Raw genomic sequence first — 15,193 nt, forward strand, 5'->3', positions numbered from 1 at the left:
GATGTTAAGAAAACGCCATTTCATTTTTCTTCGCGATGTGTTTTTTTACACGCTTACCTCATTCGGTGGCCCGCAGGCGCATATAGCTATTTTGCTGCGCGAGTTTTCCGAAAAGCGTAAATACATTAAAGAAGATGAACTAATGGAGCTTAACGCGCTTTCGCAGATATTGCCCGGCCCCTCATCCACCCAAACCCTTGTGGGGATAGCCTGGAAATACGGCGGGCTGCCTTTAGCCATTATTACATTTTTGATCTGGATCATCCCATCGGCAACCATCATGTGCCTGGCGGCCATCAGCTTCAAAATGTTTGTATCGCACTCTAAGTACACAGAGATACTGCGCTTTATACAACCCATTGCAGTGGGTATTGTAGCTTATGCCACCTATACCTTTGCCCATAAATTTTTAAAAACAAAGATAAACAGCATGCTGGCCATAGGCTCGCTGCTTACTACGCTCATTTTGCAAAATGCCTACGCCTTCCCAATACTGATTATGATGGGCGGCATCATATCGTCGGCGCTCGAATCGCCGCCGCAGGAAACCCAGTTGCGGGTAAACCTGTTCGCTAACGTTAATCCCCGAAAGGTGGCTTACTTTATCGGTATCCTACTGTTTTTTGGCGCTTTGGGTGCGGTAGTAAGCCGTACCTCACCATTTAGTTTGCCTATCCGTTTGTTCGAGAATTTTTACCGTAACGGCATTCTCATTTTTGGCGGCGGCCAGGTTTTGGTTCCCCTGATGTATACCGAGTTTGTAGAGGTAAAGCATTACCTTACCGCTACCGAGTTCCTTTCGGGATATGCGCTGCAGCAGGCCATTCCTGGCCCTACATTCTCATTTACCTCATTTTTGGGCGGTCTGGCCATGGGCAATAACGGCAGTGGCTTTTACGGCACCATTATAGGCAGTGTAGTGGCGGTAATAGGTATTAATCTCCCGGGGTTGATATTGATACTCTTCATTGTACCCTTTTGGAATGACCTGCGTAAAATTACCAGTATCAAAAATTCGCTTAGCGGTATCAATGCGGTAGCAGTGGGGTTTATGGCAACCGCGCTCATTTTGCTTACCCAGCCTTTGGGTATAAATGTATTATCGTACGTTATTGTAATCGTTACTTTTTTACTGCTCAAATTCACACCTGTAAAAACACCCTGGCTAATTTTGGCAGGCGTTTTATTAGGGTGGTTCTTTTGATCGGGCTTGTTGCCAAAGCAGATCAGAAATTAAACGTAGTCGTAATGTTTTTTGTAATGTGTTGATTTTATTATTTTTGTAACATGATAGCCCCTATATTTCCGGCAAATGAAGATAAACGTTTGCAGGATGTTTACCGTAGCCAACTATTGGATACTCCCGAAGAAACTGAATTTGATGAGATCGTTCAGTTAGCTTCGGATCTGTGCAATACGCCTATATCACTCATTACCATATTAGATACCGAACGCCAGTGGTTTAAGGCAAAAGTAGGCCTTGATGCTACCGAAACTACCCGCGAGGTATCTTTTTGTGGCCATGCCATATTACAGGACGAACTTTTTGAGATACCAGATGCCTTAAAGGATATCCGCTTTAGCGATAACCCGCTGGTTACCGGTGGACCCGAAATTCGTTTTTACGCGGGAATGCCTTTAGTTACCGAATCAGGCAGCAGGTTGGGTACCCTTTGCGTTATTGACAGCGCACCGCGTGTTTTAACAGAGCGCCAGCGTTTTGCATTAAAGGTGTTGGCGGGCAACGTAATTAAGGTTGCCGAACTGCGCATGAAAAATAAGCAGCTCCATCATTTTACCGAAACACAAAAACGTATCATATCTATAGTGGCGCATGATGTGCGTAACCCGCTGGCATCTATAAAATCGGTTATTAACTTTAAACAGGATGATACCATTGATGAGCAAACGGCCAGCGAAATGCTGGATATGATAAGCACACAACTGGATAGTACCATCGAAATGGTGGATAACGTAGTAAACTGGGGGCAACTGCAATTAAGCTCAGCTGCTTATGCCGCCGATGAAATAAACCTGAAAGCGCTGGTTGATGACATACTTACCGCCGATGCGCTCGGTGCTAAAATGAAAAATAACGAATTGCTGAACAGGGTGGATAACGACGTAACCGTTGGTATTGACAAGCAAGTGATCAAGTTTATTTTACGCAACCTGGTAAGTAATTCCAACAAGTTTACCGAGAATGGTACAATTACTATAGCTGCAGTTAAACAGGACACGGCAACTCAAATAACAATTGCAGACACAGGTGTGGGTATGTCGCAGGAAACACTTTCGCGCCTGTTTACGCAAACTACTCAGGCCACTACATCACTGGGTACGCAAAACGAAAAAGGTAGCGGCCTTGGCCTGATGCTGGTAAAAGAATTTATCGATCAGATAAACGCTACTATACGGGTAGAAAGTAAGCTCGGCGAAGGCTCAAAGTTTATCATCATCATTAATAATAACCGGTAACCAAACGGTTATATAACAAAAAAGGGTAGCCAGGTGGTTACCCTTTTTTGTTATAGTGATTCCGTCATTGAGAGGAACGAAGCAATCCTAAACTATTCATTCAAATTATGCATATCGCAAACCTGCCAATCGAGGATTGTTTCCTGCTTCGCAATGACGCGTTGGAAGATATAACGGAACCTTTAAAAAGGCGGCTCCTCATCAATATCGTTCATCTTTGACGGTCGGATGATGAAATTGCTCGGTTTCTCAAAATCCTGCGATGGGGCTAAACCTGCAAACGGACTGGCGCCTGCACCGCCACCCGGGGCAGGGAATGCATCCATACCGCCATCCAGATCCTGGAACTTCACATATTTACCTACGAATTTCAATCGTACGCGCCCGGTTTCGCCGTTACGGTGTTTGGCAATAATTACTTCACCTACACCCTGGGTTGGGTTGTTGTCTTCGTCAAACTCCAAACCATAGTATTCAGGGCGGTATAAAAAGAGTACCATATCCGCATCCTGCTCAATCGATCCCGATTCACGCAAATCGGATAGCATTGGCCTTTTTGAACCACCCGGCCTGCTCTCAACAGCCCGGCTTAATTGCGATAGCGCTATAACAGGTACATTTAACTCTTTAGCTACCGATTTTAGCGCCCGCGATATGCTACCAATTTCCTGCTCACGGTTACCACCTTTACCATCAGCGCCTTTACCATGCATCAGCTGCAGGTAATCGATAATGATGAGCTGGATATCATGCTGCGCTTTTAAACGGCGGCATTTGGCCCTGAACTCAAATATATTAAGGGCGGGGGTATCGTCAATAATTAAGGGAGCCTGCTCCAGGCGGCCTATTTGGGTATGTATCTGTTTCCATTCCCATTCTTCCAAACGGCCTTTACGTATTTTTTCCTGTTCAATTTCGGTTTCGCCGGATATTAAACGGTTAACCAACTGAACTGAGGACATTTCGAGCGAGAATACCACTACGGGCTTATTAAAATCGACAGCGGCATTACGGGCACAGGTCAATACAAAGGCTGTTTTACCCATTGCAGGGCGCGCAGCAATGATCACAAGATCGGATTTTTGCCAGCCCGAGGTCATGCGGTCAAGATCGGTAAAGCCGGATGCCACACCCGTTAAGCCGTCTTTCTTTTCGCGCAAAGCCTCAATGTCTTTTAACGATTCACGTAAAATGTCGTCCATCATCCGCGAATCACGGCGAAGGTTATTCTGGGCTATATCGAACAGGTTTTTTTCGGCTTTGTCCAGCAGGTCAAGCACATCTGTCGTATCTTCGTAAGCACTGTTAATTACCTCTGTTGATATGCGGATCAGCTCGCGCTGTAAATACTTTTGAATGATGATACGCGAGTGGTACTCAATATTAGCTGCCGATGCTACGCGGTTGGTGAGCTCGGTAATGTAATACGCGCCGCCTATCATTTCCAGTTCTCCTTGTAAACGTAACTGGGCGGTAACAGTTAAAATATCAACCGGTGACGTTTTCTCGAATAAGATGCGGATAGCCTGGAAGATTTTCTGGTGGCTATCGCGATAAAAAACCTCTGGTTTTAAAATATCTATAACCGAAGAAAGTGCATCTTTCTCCAGCATTAAAGCACCTAAAACGGCCTCTTCTAAATCAATAGCCTGTGGGGGCAACTTACCCAAGCCACTAATGGGGTTACTGCTAAATCTACTGCGTTTGTCGCTTGTAAATCCGGTCTTTCCGGTTGGGTTCTCGTTCTCAAAAGTCATACTGAACAAAAATATACAAAATAGAATTGGTATTACTATGCCTGCATTGATATTCATTAACATAGCTCATTTTATGAAAATGGAAATCCTTGAAAACGATATTTTTAGACCAGTTGGTCATCAACACCCATTGTTAATAAGCTGTGTATAAAAATAAATCGGTATTGATAGCCAGCCTTTTAATGCCTTGTTAACAAAGTATTTTGCTGTGAATTACTTTTATAAAATGCGTTTCGACTTTGATAAAAATAGATGCCAAATCAATTAATATGACTAATTTCGCTGACTTATTCATCAGGGAAATATGGGATTTGAAAAAAGAGCACCGCGCGAAAACAACCAAATGGTATTTGGCATCCGTGCAGTAATGGAAGCTATCATTGCCGGTAAAGAAATTGAGTCTCTTCTCATACAACGTGGTTTAAGCAGCCCCTTATCTGCAGAGTTCAAAGGTATTCTTGCAGAGTATAAAATTGAGTCGCAACAAGTACCTGTAGAAAAGCTGAACCGCGTTACCGCCAAAAACCACCAGGGCGTTATCGCCATCATTTCGCCCATTACTTATTATAAGATAGAAGACATCATCCCGATGGTATTTGAAAAAGGCGAAACACCGCTGATACTCATTTTGGATGGCATTACAGATGTGCGTAACATAGGCGCCATTGCCCGTACCGCCGAGTGTGCAGGTGTACATGCTATTGTTGTGCCTGCAAAAGGCTCGGCGCAAATCAATGCCGATGCCATCAAAACATCAGCAGGAGCATTATACAATATCCCCGTTTGCCGCGAAAGCAGCTTGCTACAAACCGCCAAATTCCTGCAATCATCGGGCTTGCAGCTGGTTTGCTGTACCGAAAAAACAAATGATCTGATCTACGTACCCGATTATACTGCCCCAACAGCAATTATTATGGGTTCGGAAGATGAAGGTATTGCCAATGAATTGATCCGTATATCAGATCACTTGGCCAAGATCCCTATGTTCGGCGAAATAGGATCGTTGAATGTATCGGTATCTACAGGTGTTATTTTGTATGAGGCTATTCGCCAAAGACAGTCTTGAGTCGAAAGTCGTTAGTCAATAGTTATCTCTTATAAAGTAAAAAGGAGCGTCAATTTTGACACTCCTTTTTTATTAAAAAGACTCAAGACTCTCGGCTCAAGACTTTGCTCTAAATATACTTCGTTCCAAATTTCTGCTTCACATCAGCAACAACTTGCTTAACGCCCTGCTCTTCGCTGCGCGGGCTTATCATTAAGGTATTGTTTGATTCTACTACGATAAAATCGTGCAGTCCTTTAATAATAACCAGTTTACCTTCGGGCACACTCACCATATTGTTTGATGAATCGTAAGTGATGATCCTGTCTTGCGGTATCAGGGCGTTATCGTGCTCATCTTTTTCGGCAAGCTGATATATGGATGCCCAGGTACCCAGGTCGCTCCATCCAAATTCTGATGGTATTACGTATACGTTATCGGCCTTTTCCATAATACCGTAATCAATAGAAATGTTGGTACACTGCTGGTAAGCGCTGTGGATATAGCTTTTTTCTTTATCAGTATTGTAAACCGGTTTAGCCTCTTCGAAAATCTCAGTGATCTCAGGCAGGTATTTTTTGTATGCCGATAGTATTGCTTTAACGCTCCATACAAATATCCCCGCGTTCCATAAAAAGTCGCCGCTTTGGATAAAAGTTTTGGCAATCTCCAGTGTCGGTTTCTCTGTAAAGGTTTTTACTTTATGAAACTCGCCGTTTAAAATGTTATCCGTGTATTGTATATATCCGTAACCTGTATCAGGCCTTGATGGCATAATACCCAGGGTAACCAGGCAGCTATGTTGTGTTGCCGCTTCGAGTGATTTCTCTATGGTACTTACAAAAGCAGGTTCATCAAGGATCAAATGGTCAGATGGAGCAATAACAATGGCCGCATCAGGGTTTAAGCTTTCAATTTTAAAACAGCCGTATGCAACGCATGGCGCGGTATTGCGCATTACCGGTTCAGTTAATATCTGGCCATCGGCCATATCGGGTAATTGTTTTTTTACCAGGTCGGTGTATATCTCGTTGGTAACAACATAAATGTTTTCTTTAGGGCAAACCTTTAAAAAGCGATCGTAAGTTTGTTGGATAAGTGTTTTTCCGGTGCCTAAAATATCTATAAATTGCTTTGGATGTGATGTTCTGCTGATGGGCCAAAAGCGGCTTCCAATGCCGCCAGCCATTATAATGGCGTAATTATTACGGTTCATTTTTGTTGATGTTGTTATGGTAATTATTCCCGCTGTGAAAATGACGAAATAAATTGAAACAAGCCATATCCTAAACGAAAAAATAAATTGAATGTTTATGTACTTTTTTAAATAATTATTCGTACATTATACTTTAATTATCATATCTATCTAAGGAATTAAAGTTTTAATGCAATTTCTTTAATTTTTTTTGTTATTTTGATGTTTAATTTTTACATGCAGTTCGAATAATTTTAGCATAATGATAGAGACGAAGAAGTCACTTTTCGATAATCTTCAGAATTTTTTTGGGTTCGATAACTTCAAGGGCGAGCAGGAAGCCATTATAACCAATATTTTATCAGGTAACGATACCTTTGTTATTATGCCAACAGGCGGTGGTAAGTCAATGTGTTACCAATTGCCGGCATTAATGACAGATGGTATGGCCATCGTTATTTCGCCGCTTATCGCCTTAATGAAAAACCAGGTAGATCAGCTCCGCGCGTTTGGGGGCTCTGATAGTATAGCTCACTTTTTAAACTCTTCGCTCAATAAATCCGAGATCACAAAGGTTAAAGAAGATGTGATGGAAGGTAAAACCAAACTACTATATGTAGCGCCGGAATCATTAACAAAGCAAGAGAATATTGATTTTTTACGTTTAAATAATGTATCGTTCGTAGCGGTTGATGAGGCGCACTGTATATCAGAGTGGGGTCATGATTTCAGGCCCGAGTACCGAAAAATACGCCAGGTGATCAGTAATATCGGCGAAAATATCCCCATCATCGCTTTAACAGCAACAGCAACCCCCAAAGTTCAGCAGGATATTCAAAAAAACCTGCAGATGAATAATGCTACCATCTATAAATCATCATTTAACCGTGGTAATTTGTATTACGAGGTGCGGGCCAAGCGTAATGTTTTAAAAGAGCTGGTAAGGTTTGTTAAACAGCACCAGGGTAAATCTGGCATTATCTATTGTTTGAGCCGTAAAAAGGTTGAAGAGGTGGCCGAAGCGTTGAACCTGAATGGTGTAAAGGCATTACCTTATCATGCAGGTTTAGATGCCAAAGTACGTGCCGATACGCAGGATAAATTCCTGATGGAAGATGTGGACGTTATTGTAGCTACCATAGCCTTTGGTATGGGTATTGATAAACCCGATGTTCGTTACGTAATACACCACGATATGCCAAAAAGCATGGAAGGTTATTACCAGGAAACCGGCCGTGCCGGCCGGGATGGGGGCGAGGGCTATTGCCTGTCATTTTATTCTGAAAAGGATATTGATAAGCTGCAAAAGTTTATGAAAGATAAGCCGGTAGCAGAACGCGAGATCGGTACACAGATATTAAAAGAGGTAATTGATTATGCTGAGTCGGCAGTGTGCAGGCGCAAGCAAATACTCCATTACTTTGGCGAAAACTTTAACGAGGCAGGCTGTAACTGCATGTGCGATAACTGTGCCGCACAGAAGCAGCATTTTGATGCCGAAGGGCCTTTACATAAGGTGTTGAGCCTGATGAAAAAGATGGGTGAAAAGTTTGACGACCATCACATTATCAGTGTATTAATGGGGGTTGATAACCCGCAGATACATAATTATGAGCACCACCTGCTGCCTGAGTTTGGCTCGGGCAAAGAAGAAGGCGAAATACTTTGGAACTCATTAATGCGCCAGGCATTGCTCAATAATTTTGTAGCAAAGGATATTGATCATTACGGGCTGCTTCATTTAACAAAATCAGGCAACGCCTTTATTGAGAATCCTTACACGTTAAAATATGTACTGAACAGGCCAATGGGCTCAACAGATGATAGTGACGACAGCGATAGCGATGGCAAAGGCGGCACGGGTGCATTAGATACCCAATTGCTCAACATGCTGAAGGATCTGCGTAAAAAGATAGCCAAGCAAAAAAACCTGCCCCCTTTTGTTATTTTTCAGGATCCGTCATTAGAGGAAATGTGTACGCATTATCCAATTTCTATCGATGAGCTGAAACAAATTTCGGGTGTTGGAGCCGGTAAAGCTATGAAGTTTGGCGCGCAGTTTATCGACTTGATCGGTAAGTACGTGGAGGAGAACGATATTGACCGCCCGATAGATATGGTGATAAAGAGCGCGGCCAATAAATCGGCCATGAAGGTGTATATCATCCAGAACATAGATCGCCACTTGTCGCTCGAAGATATAGCGGCATCCAAAGGCTTAAGTTATGAGGATATCATCCGCGAGGTGGAATCAATAGTAAACTCGGGTACCAAATTAAACCTCAATTATTATATTGATGAGGTGATAGATGAAGATAAGCAGGAAGAAGTTTTTGATTACTTCCGCAGTGCCGAGATTGACTCGATAGACGACGCTTTAGCCGAACTTGGCCCCAATGATTACACCCGCGAAGAAGTGCAGCTAATGCGCATAAAGTTTATGAGCGAGTTGGGGAACTAAAGAAAAAGCTATTTATCATTAATGCCCGATATGATAGAGAACACCAGGATCGAGATCCCTTTGAGTAAAACCAAGCTGGCGAAGCTTTTGCTGTTTAGCATCATATTTTTGATTATCGGCCTTTGGATGGTGATAAAAGATCCACAGATTAGTAACCCGGTATTCAATAACCCGGTGGTTAAAATATTCGCGTCTTACGGTGCGATAATAATGGGTGTGCTGGGTAGCTATTATTTCTCCAGAAAATTGTTCGACAATAACCCGGGCCTTGTTATTAACGAGGAAGGTATTTATGATAACACCAGCATATTTAAATTTGGGCTGATTCCCTGGTCTGATATTTCGCAAATATATGAACGGACAATCCAGGCAACAGCAACATCCAGGCAACACTTTGTAACCATAGGGCTAACCAAGCCCGGGAAATACATCACGAAGGAAACAAACACCCTGAAAAGAAAACTGCTTGAAGCCAACGCCAAAAGCTACGGCTCGCCCATCCATATCTCAACCAATGGCCTCAAAACAAACCATCAGGATCTTTTTATACTTATGAGCGAGCGGTTTGAAAATTATAAAACAGGAAATAGCGACAAGGATTAAGTTTTTTCAACTCCGGCGTATTTGATCCCTTTACTTATGCACCAAATACTTTACAGTCTTAGCCACATCCTTAGTCTTACAAGTCAGCAACACCCGCCATATCGTCTTTCCGTCCCAGCTATGTTTTAAACCCTGGTCTTCTGGCGAAACAAGTTCCATTTTTTCTTTGCTAACGCTCCACATCGCCGCATCATAATCCAGATAAACTTTGCTGTTATCAGGCAGGTTAAAAGCTATCCTTCCGGGTGTTGCCGTATCAACATCACAAACAGACATGAATGATTGTGTTAAACTGTTTAAAGGTACTTCCATCGCGTAGGTATCATCAACCTCTATACCGTTGGTCTTATCCATTTTAATTACTCGTGTCCAGCTTTTAAGCCCCGCATCGGCGGGGTATGCTTTGGCAATATCCAAAGTTAAGTTCGATATGTTTTTTGCCTGCTGGTAGTTAACGCCCGTTGCTTCAAACTGCAAACCCACACCCTGCTCTTTGCCATTAATAACGGGCAGGTTATGGTATGCCGATGTGTTGAACCAAAGTTTATACCTATCCTTACCAAAAGTACGCGCCGTATACGTTCCTGAACCTACATCAATAATAACAGGGTATCCATCGGCATACACTATAAAATCGCCAACATCATTGTGGTTATGGCTTTCGCCATTAGTACCTCCATGTGATGACACAAACAACCCGTTGTTTGAGCGCGATACCATCAGTTGTACATCGCTGTACCAGGCATCGGGTACGGGGCTTTCTTTTGCAGTAGCCGTGGCGCAGGCCTTTATCGCTGCCAGGTTATACAATACCCTTGTCCGCCGGAACTGCTCATATCCACCTTCAGTATTAAAGGAATGATAGGCCCAGCTGCCAAACTCCATCATAGGCTGGTAACCAATATCTTTACCAAAACGGTACATCATCAGGCCATCGGGCTGTAGGGTAGGGTGGGCATCGGCTACATTGATAAAGTAATTGCCCGCTATGTGGGTTTTATAAATATAGCTTCCCATTTTTTGTATAAAGGGCTCTTTATATATACTTACTTTGCCGCTTGTTGCATCATATAATAAGTTCAAGGCATCATAAACACAGCCACCCGCAGCGCCCCAATAACTTGGGCCTTCTTCGCAGCCGCCATCAACGCCAAGGCCATCCATGTATTGGTCCAATATTTTAATGGCACGGGTTAGGTCGGCTGTGCGTTTGGTTTCGTCTTTTTCCATTAATAAGGCGGCGGTAATATAGTTGCTGCATATCCATGGCGCCCAGTTGTTTAATTTGGCTTCGGGCTTGCCTCCACCCATCCAGCCGTATTTGGCGGTAAGCATCGGTGTAAATATCCTGCGGTTAAGTTCGTAACTGATACGCGGCCTTACCAGTTTTGATGCTTTATCCAATTGCGGGCCAACAAAGTAATCTGTCCATGCCATTATGGCCCCGGTTTCGGCAGCAAACAGGTCAACAATCGGGTCTTCCACATCCGGTAAACCGGGCCCTGCCTTTTGTGCGCCAACATGCGCGCTTATCCCCCAAAAACTCTCTTCGCTTACCGACCATATGCCATTTATTATCTGGTCAACAAAACGGTCTTTTCCTTCAACCGCTTCGGCCATTACCAGGTCCCATAACTGGTTTCGTTTCTCGAAAGACAATTTTTCATAATTGGTACGATTGCCGTTTCGTACAAAATCGAGCATTACCGTTGCCGGGATATTTTTAAACTCCTTTTTTAAAGCCAATTCGCCCCTGCGGATGATATTAGCGATCACCGTATCAGGTAATAACTGCTTCCAGCCATCCGGCGTTTGCGGAAAAGGCTTAAACTTACCTTGCGGGATAAGCGATTGGCTCAAATCCGCTGATGTCTTTTGCAACAGCTCGCGATGGATCAATTGCGCTTTCGCGGAAAGGCAACCAATAATTAATATCGGGAAGGCGATATGTTTTAGAACATATTTCATGGCAGGTGTATAATGGTAAACAATAATAGTCAAAACAATCAATCATTCAATAAATCACTCATTCAATCATTGTCAAATTAAACCATTGCCAATAAAATGCCTCCAAAAGATATCTGCCGAATGATATGACCGAGATCAAACAAAATACACTAAACCCTTTCAAAATACTGAGCATTAGCATCGGTATCATTTACCTGTGGTTTGGGGTGTTAAAGTTCTTCTTCGGCCTTAGCCCGGCAGAGCAGGTGGCATCGCAAACCATACACCAGCTAACATTCGGTTTGTTGCCCGACCGTATAGCCATAAGCGCTCTTGCAGTTTGGGAATGCGTATTAGGCACTATGCTCATTTTGCGCAGATACATGAAATTTACACTCATCCTCATGTTCGCGCATATGTGCCTTACTTTTACGCCTTTCGTTTTCTTTCCGCACCAAACATTTATGCACCTGCCTTATGACTTTACCCTGCTGGGCCAGTACATCATGAAAAATATCATCATCATAAGCAGTGGGGCTGTTTTATGGCAGTATTACGTAAAGGGTACGCCAACTGTTTACATGAGGCCATTCAGTGAAAAACAATAGCCCGTATCTTCCCAAATTCTCATTTATTCTGTCAAATCTCAAAAAAGGCAATTAAATTCTACTCTTTACCAAATCTATTTAATGTTTTGAGTTGTAATTCTTTATAATTCATAAATTAAAGAATTATATTCTTTGTAATCTATTTATTACAATATAATAATCTTTAAAATTAAACTATATCAAATTGACCTCGTCTTACATACAAATACTAAGAAAAATGAAAAAGTTAATTTTATTATCAGCCATAGCAGCAAGCAGTTTGATGTATCAATCGGCAAGCGCACAGATCCACGTAGGTTTACACATCAACTTAGGTAGCCCGGTAGTTTATGCACCGGCTCCTGTTTACCACGAACCTGCTCCGGTTTACAACGATGTAGATTATTATTACCTGCCCGATGTTGAAGCCTATTACTCGGTAAGCCGCCACTGTTATTATTATAACGACGGCCGTACCTGGGTATCGGCTGCTTACTTACCCGGTGCTTACCGCGATTATGATATCAGCCGCGCCCGCCGTTTTGAAGTGCGCGAAGCAAGGCCATATTTACGTAACGATGTTTACCGCCAGCGTTTTGGTGGTGTAGCTAACCGCGACTGGAACCGCGCTTACGACCGCGAAAGGATGTATGCAAACCGCGACAGGGATTACCGCAACCAGTACCAAAGGGATGATAGGAGGGATAATGACCATCGTGATTATCAACAAAACAATGGTAACCGTGATAACAGGGGCCAGGGCCAATACCAACAAAATGGAGGTAACAATAACCGCGGGCCGCAACAGGGTAACCAGCAAAATAATAACCGTGGTAACCATTTTGGGCGCGATAGCCACGGTATATAAGATAGTTTAGTGTTAGTGATTTAGTGTTGTTAGTTTTGATTGTTGTTGTTTACGAAGCCGTTCCGGAGCAAGTCTGGGGCGGCTTTTTTATTGATGCAACAATTCGGCCCCCGGTTTCTTTGATGATTCCTTCAGCAATATATAAAACGTAGTACCCTTGTTGGCAACGCTTTCAAACCATATCTCGCCGCCGTGGCTTTCAATAATTTGTTTAGAGATAGACAGGCCCAGGCCAAATGAAGGCTCGCCAATGGTGCCCGGCCTTTTAGCTTGAGTAAACATATTAAATACCGAGTGTTTAAGCTCATCGGGTATGCCAATGCCGCTATCTGCTACCGAGATCAAAACATCAGCGTTGCGGTGTGTAACCTTAACAACAATATCTGTACCCTGCTGACTGAATTTGATCGAGTTACTGATGAGGTTACTGATCACCCGCCACATTTTTTCGCGGCTTAATGATAGTATCTCAGGATCAGGCAAGGGTTCAAAAACTATTTTCTGCTCCTTTTCAGCGGCCTTAAAGCGTAATAGTTCAATACTGTTGCTTACCAGGGTGTTAATATCAATATCTTCTTTCTGGATATCTTTAACCGTAACTGCGCCTGTAGCTTCCAGTATCTCCCTTATCAGTTCCAATGAGTTAGTAGTAGTGGTTTTAATAAGCTGCAATAATTCTTTTTGATCGTTGTGCAATTCCTCTTCCATCAGCATCAATGCCGTTAACGATGCTATACCGGCAATAGGGTTACGCAAATCATGCGCTACGGCGCGTAATATCCTGTCTTTTTCCTTATCGTTCAGTTCGAGGTTTAAAAATGCTCTTTGCAGGCTTTCATTCTGCTCGTGTATCTTTTTATTCAGATCGCTTAATACAGATACGTTCCTGCGCGTTTTTCGCCAGTTGGATAATATCAGTAAAACAATGATCAGGGCCATGGCGGCAATAACAATAGCAACCGATAGGTAGATCAATTGCATACCGTTGTCTGATTTTAACTTTGCAATGGTACTTTGGTTCTCAAAATCTTTAAACTGGTGACTTACATCAATTTCGAGTAGTTTTTGTTTTGATTTATCTACCGAATCCTTTAAAGTAGCGTACCTGTTAAAATGCCCGATTGACTCTTTTAACTTGTTTTTGCTTTGGTAATAATTGGCCATTAAATGGTTCCAGTCAACTTCAGCATCAGCGTTTTTAACAGTATCCAATTGCTTTCCTATATTTTGCAGTAGCAAATACAATGAATCAATGTTATTTTGGGTAACGTAAATATGAGCCAGCTTTAATTCTGTAAGCTCGGCATCCCGGTTATCATTGCCTTTTTTAAGGTTTATGATATAGCTCTTTTTAAGTAATTCGACAGCAATTTTATAATCTTTTTCGGCTATGTATAGTTGTGCCATGTTTCCATAAACTACGCCACGCGCTACCTCTGCCGAGGTGCTTTTTTCAGGATACTTTTTGCCTTCGGTATCAATAAAATTCAGCGCTTTTTGGTAAAACATCTTAGCGCTGTCTACAAGTCCGGCTTTATAATAACTCAAAGCGGCATTATCCAATAATTCCTGCTGGCGATAAAAGGATGGGAAATTTTTCTCGCAACCTGCCGATTCTTGAAAGCTTTGTTTAAAGTAGTTAGCTGCTAAGTCATAATGCTCTTGCTTGTATATAACCATACCCAGGCGGTAACTGTAATCGGCAAGGGTGCAGTTATTCAGGTTATTGCGGGCGGTTAATTTGCCTTTATAATAATATTGGTAGGCTTCAACAAATTTTTGCTTTTTGAACGCTACATCTCCTAACGAAAAATAGGCAATACCCAATTGCTTGGGATAGTTTTTAGCATGCCCGGTAGTTTCCAATAAATTGAGCATGCTGTCGGCATAAAGTCCTCCTTTTTCGTAATCATTCACTACATTAACGTAGTGGTCGCAATGCATCATATACACGTCAAACTGATCGGCAATGCTTATTTTCGGGTTTTTTGCAACAGCCGAATCAATAATATGTAATGCCTCATTATGATCTTTGATGTAAAATATCCGGGTTGCCGAATCCAGTGTTTTTTTGAATTGAGCTGGGGATGCACCTTCGTTTACGTTTGAGTTACATGAGGGCAATAAAAGCAAAACAATAAATACAGCCATGCCATAAAAAGCACGGGTTGCTTTTTTTACGGGCAAAACACTTCGTAATTTTAGCTTAGGCATGTTTATTTACCAAATATAAAAAAAATAGCATGCTTTGA

Annotated in this window: 11 protein-coding genes; 7 read left to right on the plus strand and 4 right to left on the minus strand. The window is 42.4% G+C overall.

What is annotated here, in order from left to right; genetic code table 11:
* Position 1 precedes the first annotated feature (1 nt).
* Both chrA and KXQ82_RS16495 read left to right on the plus strand, forming a co-directional pair.
* Positions 2 to 1,204, plus strand: a complete 1,203-nt coding sequence (chrA, locus tag KXQ82_RS16490) for a chromate efflux transporter (RefSeq protein ID WP_219489556.1) — start codon at positions 2 to 4, stop codon at positions 1,202 to 1,204.
* A gap of 83 nt (positions 1,205 to 1,287) precedes the next feature.
* Entirely contained in the window at positions 1,288 to 2,478 is a 1,191-nt protein-coding gene (locus tag KXQ82_RS16495; protein ID WP_219489557.1) for a GAF domain-containing sensor histidine kinase, read from the plus strand.
* A 182-nt stretch (positions 2,479 to 2,660) separates the two neighbouring features.
* Here KXQ82_RS16495 and dnaB read toward each other — a convergent pair whose 3' ends face one another.
* Complete coding sequence (dnaB, locus tag KXQ82_RS16500) at positions 2,661 to 4,235, minus strand: replicative DNA helicase (RefSeq protein ID WP_219489558.1); 1,575 nt, start codon at positions 4,233 to 4,235, stop codon at positions 2,661 to 2,663.
* 304 nt (positions 4,236 to 4,539) lie between these two features.
* Here dnaB and rlmB point away from each other — a divergent pair, with 304 nt between their 5' ends.
* Positions 4,540 to 5,301, plus strand: a complete 762-nt coding sequence (rlmB, locus tag KXQ82_RS16505) for a 23S rRNA (guanosine(2251)-2'-O)-methyltransferase RlmB (protein ID WP_255563691.1) — start codon at positions 4,540 to 4,542, stop codon at positions 5,299 to 5,301.
* 109 nt (positions 5,302 to 5,410) lie between these two features.
* Here the strand turns inward: rlmB and KXQ82_RS16510 are convergent, their stop codons facing one another.
* Entirely contained in the window at positions 5,411 to 6,496 is a 1,086-nt protein-coding gene (locus KXQ82_RS16510; RefSeq protein WP_219489559.1) for a mannose-1-phosphate guanylyltransferase, read from the minus strand.
* Between the two features lie 244 nt (positions 6,497 to 6,740).
* On the opposite strand from KXQ82_RS16510, the gene recQ reads away from it, so the two are divergent.
* Both recQ and KXQ82_RS16520 read left to right on the plus strand, forming a co-directional pair.
* A complete protein-coding gene (gene recQ / locus KXQ82_RS16515; RefSeq protein WP_219489691.1) occupies positions 6,741 to 8,936 on the plus strand; it encodes a DNA helicase RecQ in 2,196 nt (731 codons plus the stop codon).
* Between the two features lie 21 nt (positions 8,937 to 8,957).
* The gene (locus KXQ82_RS16520) at positions 8,958 to 9,539 is read left to right on the plus strand and encodes an STM3941 family protein (RefSeq protein WP_219489560.1); all 582 of its coding nucleotides are present in this window, start codon (positions 8,958 to 8,960) and stop codon (positions 9,537 to 9,539) included.
* Positions 9,540 to 9,569: 30 nt separating this feature from the next.
* Here the strand turns inward: KXQ82_RS16520 and KXQ82_RS16525 are convergent, their stop codons facing one another.
* Entirely contained in the window at positions 9,570 to 11,507 is a 1,938-nt protein-coding gene (locus KXQ82_RS16525; protein ID WP_219489561.1) for a heparinase II/III domain-containing protein, read from the minus strand.
* 125 nt (positions 11,508 to 11,632) lie between these two features.
* On the opposite strand from KXQ82_RS16525, the gene KXQ82_RS16530 reads away from it, so the two are divergent.
* Complete coding sequence (locus tag KXQ82_RS16530) at positions 11,633 to 12,094, plus strand: hypothetical protein (protein ID WP_219489562.1); 462 nt, start codon at positions 11,633 to 11,635, stop codon at positions 12,092 to 12,094.
* Positions 12,095 to 12,311: 217 nt separating this feature from the next.
* Complete coding sequence (locus tag KXQ82_RS16535) at positions 12,312 to 12,941, plus strand: PXPV repeat protein (protein ID WP_219489563.1); 630 nt, start codon at positions 12,312 to 12,314, stop codon at positions 12,939 to 12,941.
* 87 nt (positions 12,942 to 13,028) lie between these two features.
* Here KXQ82_RS16535 and KXQ82_RS16540 read toward each other — a convergent pair whose 3' ends face one another.
* On the minus strand, positions 13,029 to 15,155 hold the full coding sequence (locus KXQ82_RS16540) for a tetratricopeptide repeat-containing sensor histidine kinase (RefSeq protein ID WP_219489564.1): 2,127 nt from the start codon (positions 15,153 to 15,155) through the stop codon (positions 13,029 to 13,031).
* Between the last annotated feature and the right edge of the window lie 38 nt (positions 15,156 to 15,193).

It is taken from the genome of Mucilaginibacter rivuli (genome assembly GCF_019391655.1).
Taxonomy (GTDB): domain Bacteria; phylum Bacteroidota; class Bacteroidia; order Sphingobacteriales; family Sphingobacteriaceae; genus Mucilaginibacter; species Mucilaginibacter rivuli.

What these genes read in the sequence shown, in the direction of transcription:
- chrA (WP_219489556.1), top strand. Translation starts at nt 2, where the DNA reads ATGTTAAGAAAACGCCATTTCATTTTTCTTCGCGATGTGTTTTTTTAC.
- KXQ82_RS16495 (WP_219489557.1), top strand. Translation starts at nt 1,288, where the DNA reads ATGATAGCCCCTATATTTCCGGCAAATGAAGATAAACGTTTGCAGGAT.
- dnaB (WP_219489558.1), bottom strand. Translation starts at nt 4,235, where the DNA reads ATGACTTTTGAGAACGAGAACCCAACCGGAAAGACCGGATTTACAAGC.
- rlmB (WP_255563691.1), top strand. Translation starts at nt 4,540, where the DNA reads ATGGGATTTGAAAAAAGAGCACCGCGCGAAAACAACCAAATGGTATTT.
- KXQ82_RS16510 (WP_219489559.1), bottom strand. Translation starts at nt 6,496, where the DNA reads ATGAACCGTAATAATTACGCCATTATAATGGCTGGCGGCATTGGAAGC.
- KXQ82_RS16520 (WP_219489560.1), top strand. Translation starts at nt 8,958, where the DNA reads ATGCCCGATATGATAGAGAACACCAGGATCGAGATCCCTTTGAGTAAA.
- KXQ82_RS16525 (WP_219489561.1), bottom strand. Translation starts at nt 11,507, where the DNA reads ATGAAATATGTTCTAAAACATATCGCCTTCCCGATATTAATTATTGGT.
- KXQ82_RS16530 (WP_219489562.1), top strand. Translation starts at nt 11,633, where the DNA reads ATGACCGAGATCAAACAAAATACACTAAACCCTTTCAAAATACTGAGC.
- KXQ82_RS16535 (WP_219489563.1), top strand. Translation starts at nt 12,312, where the DNA reads ATGAAAAAGTTAATTTTATTATCAGCCATAGCAGCAAGCAGTTTGATG.
- KXQ82_RS16540 (WP_219489564.1), bottom strand. Translation starts at nt 15,155, where the DNA reads ATGCCTAAGCTAAAATTACGAAGTGTTTTGCCCGTAAAAAAAGCAACC.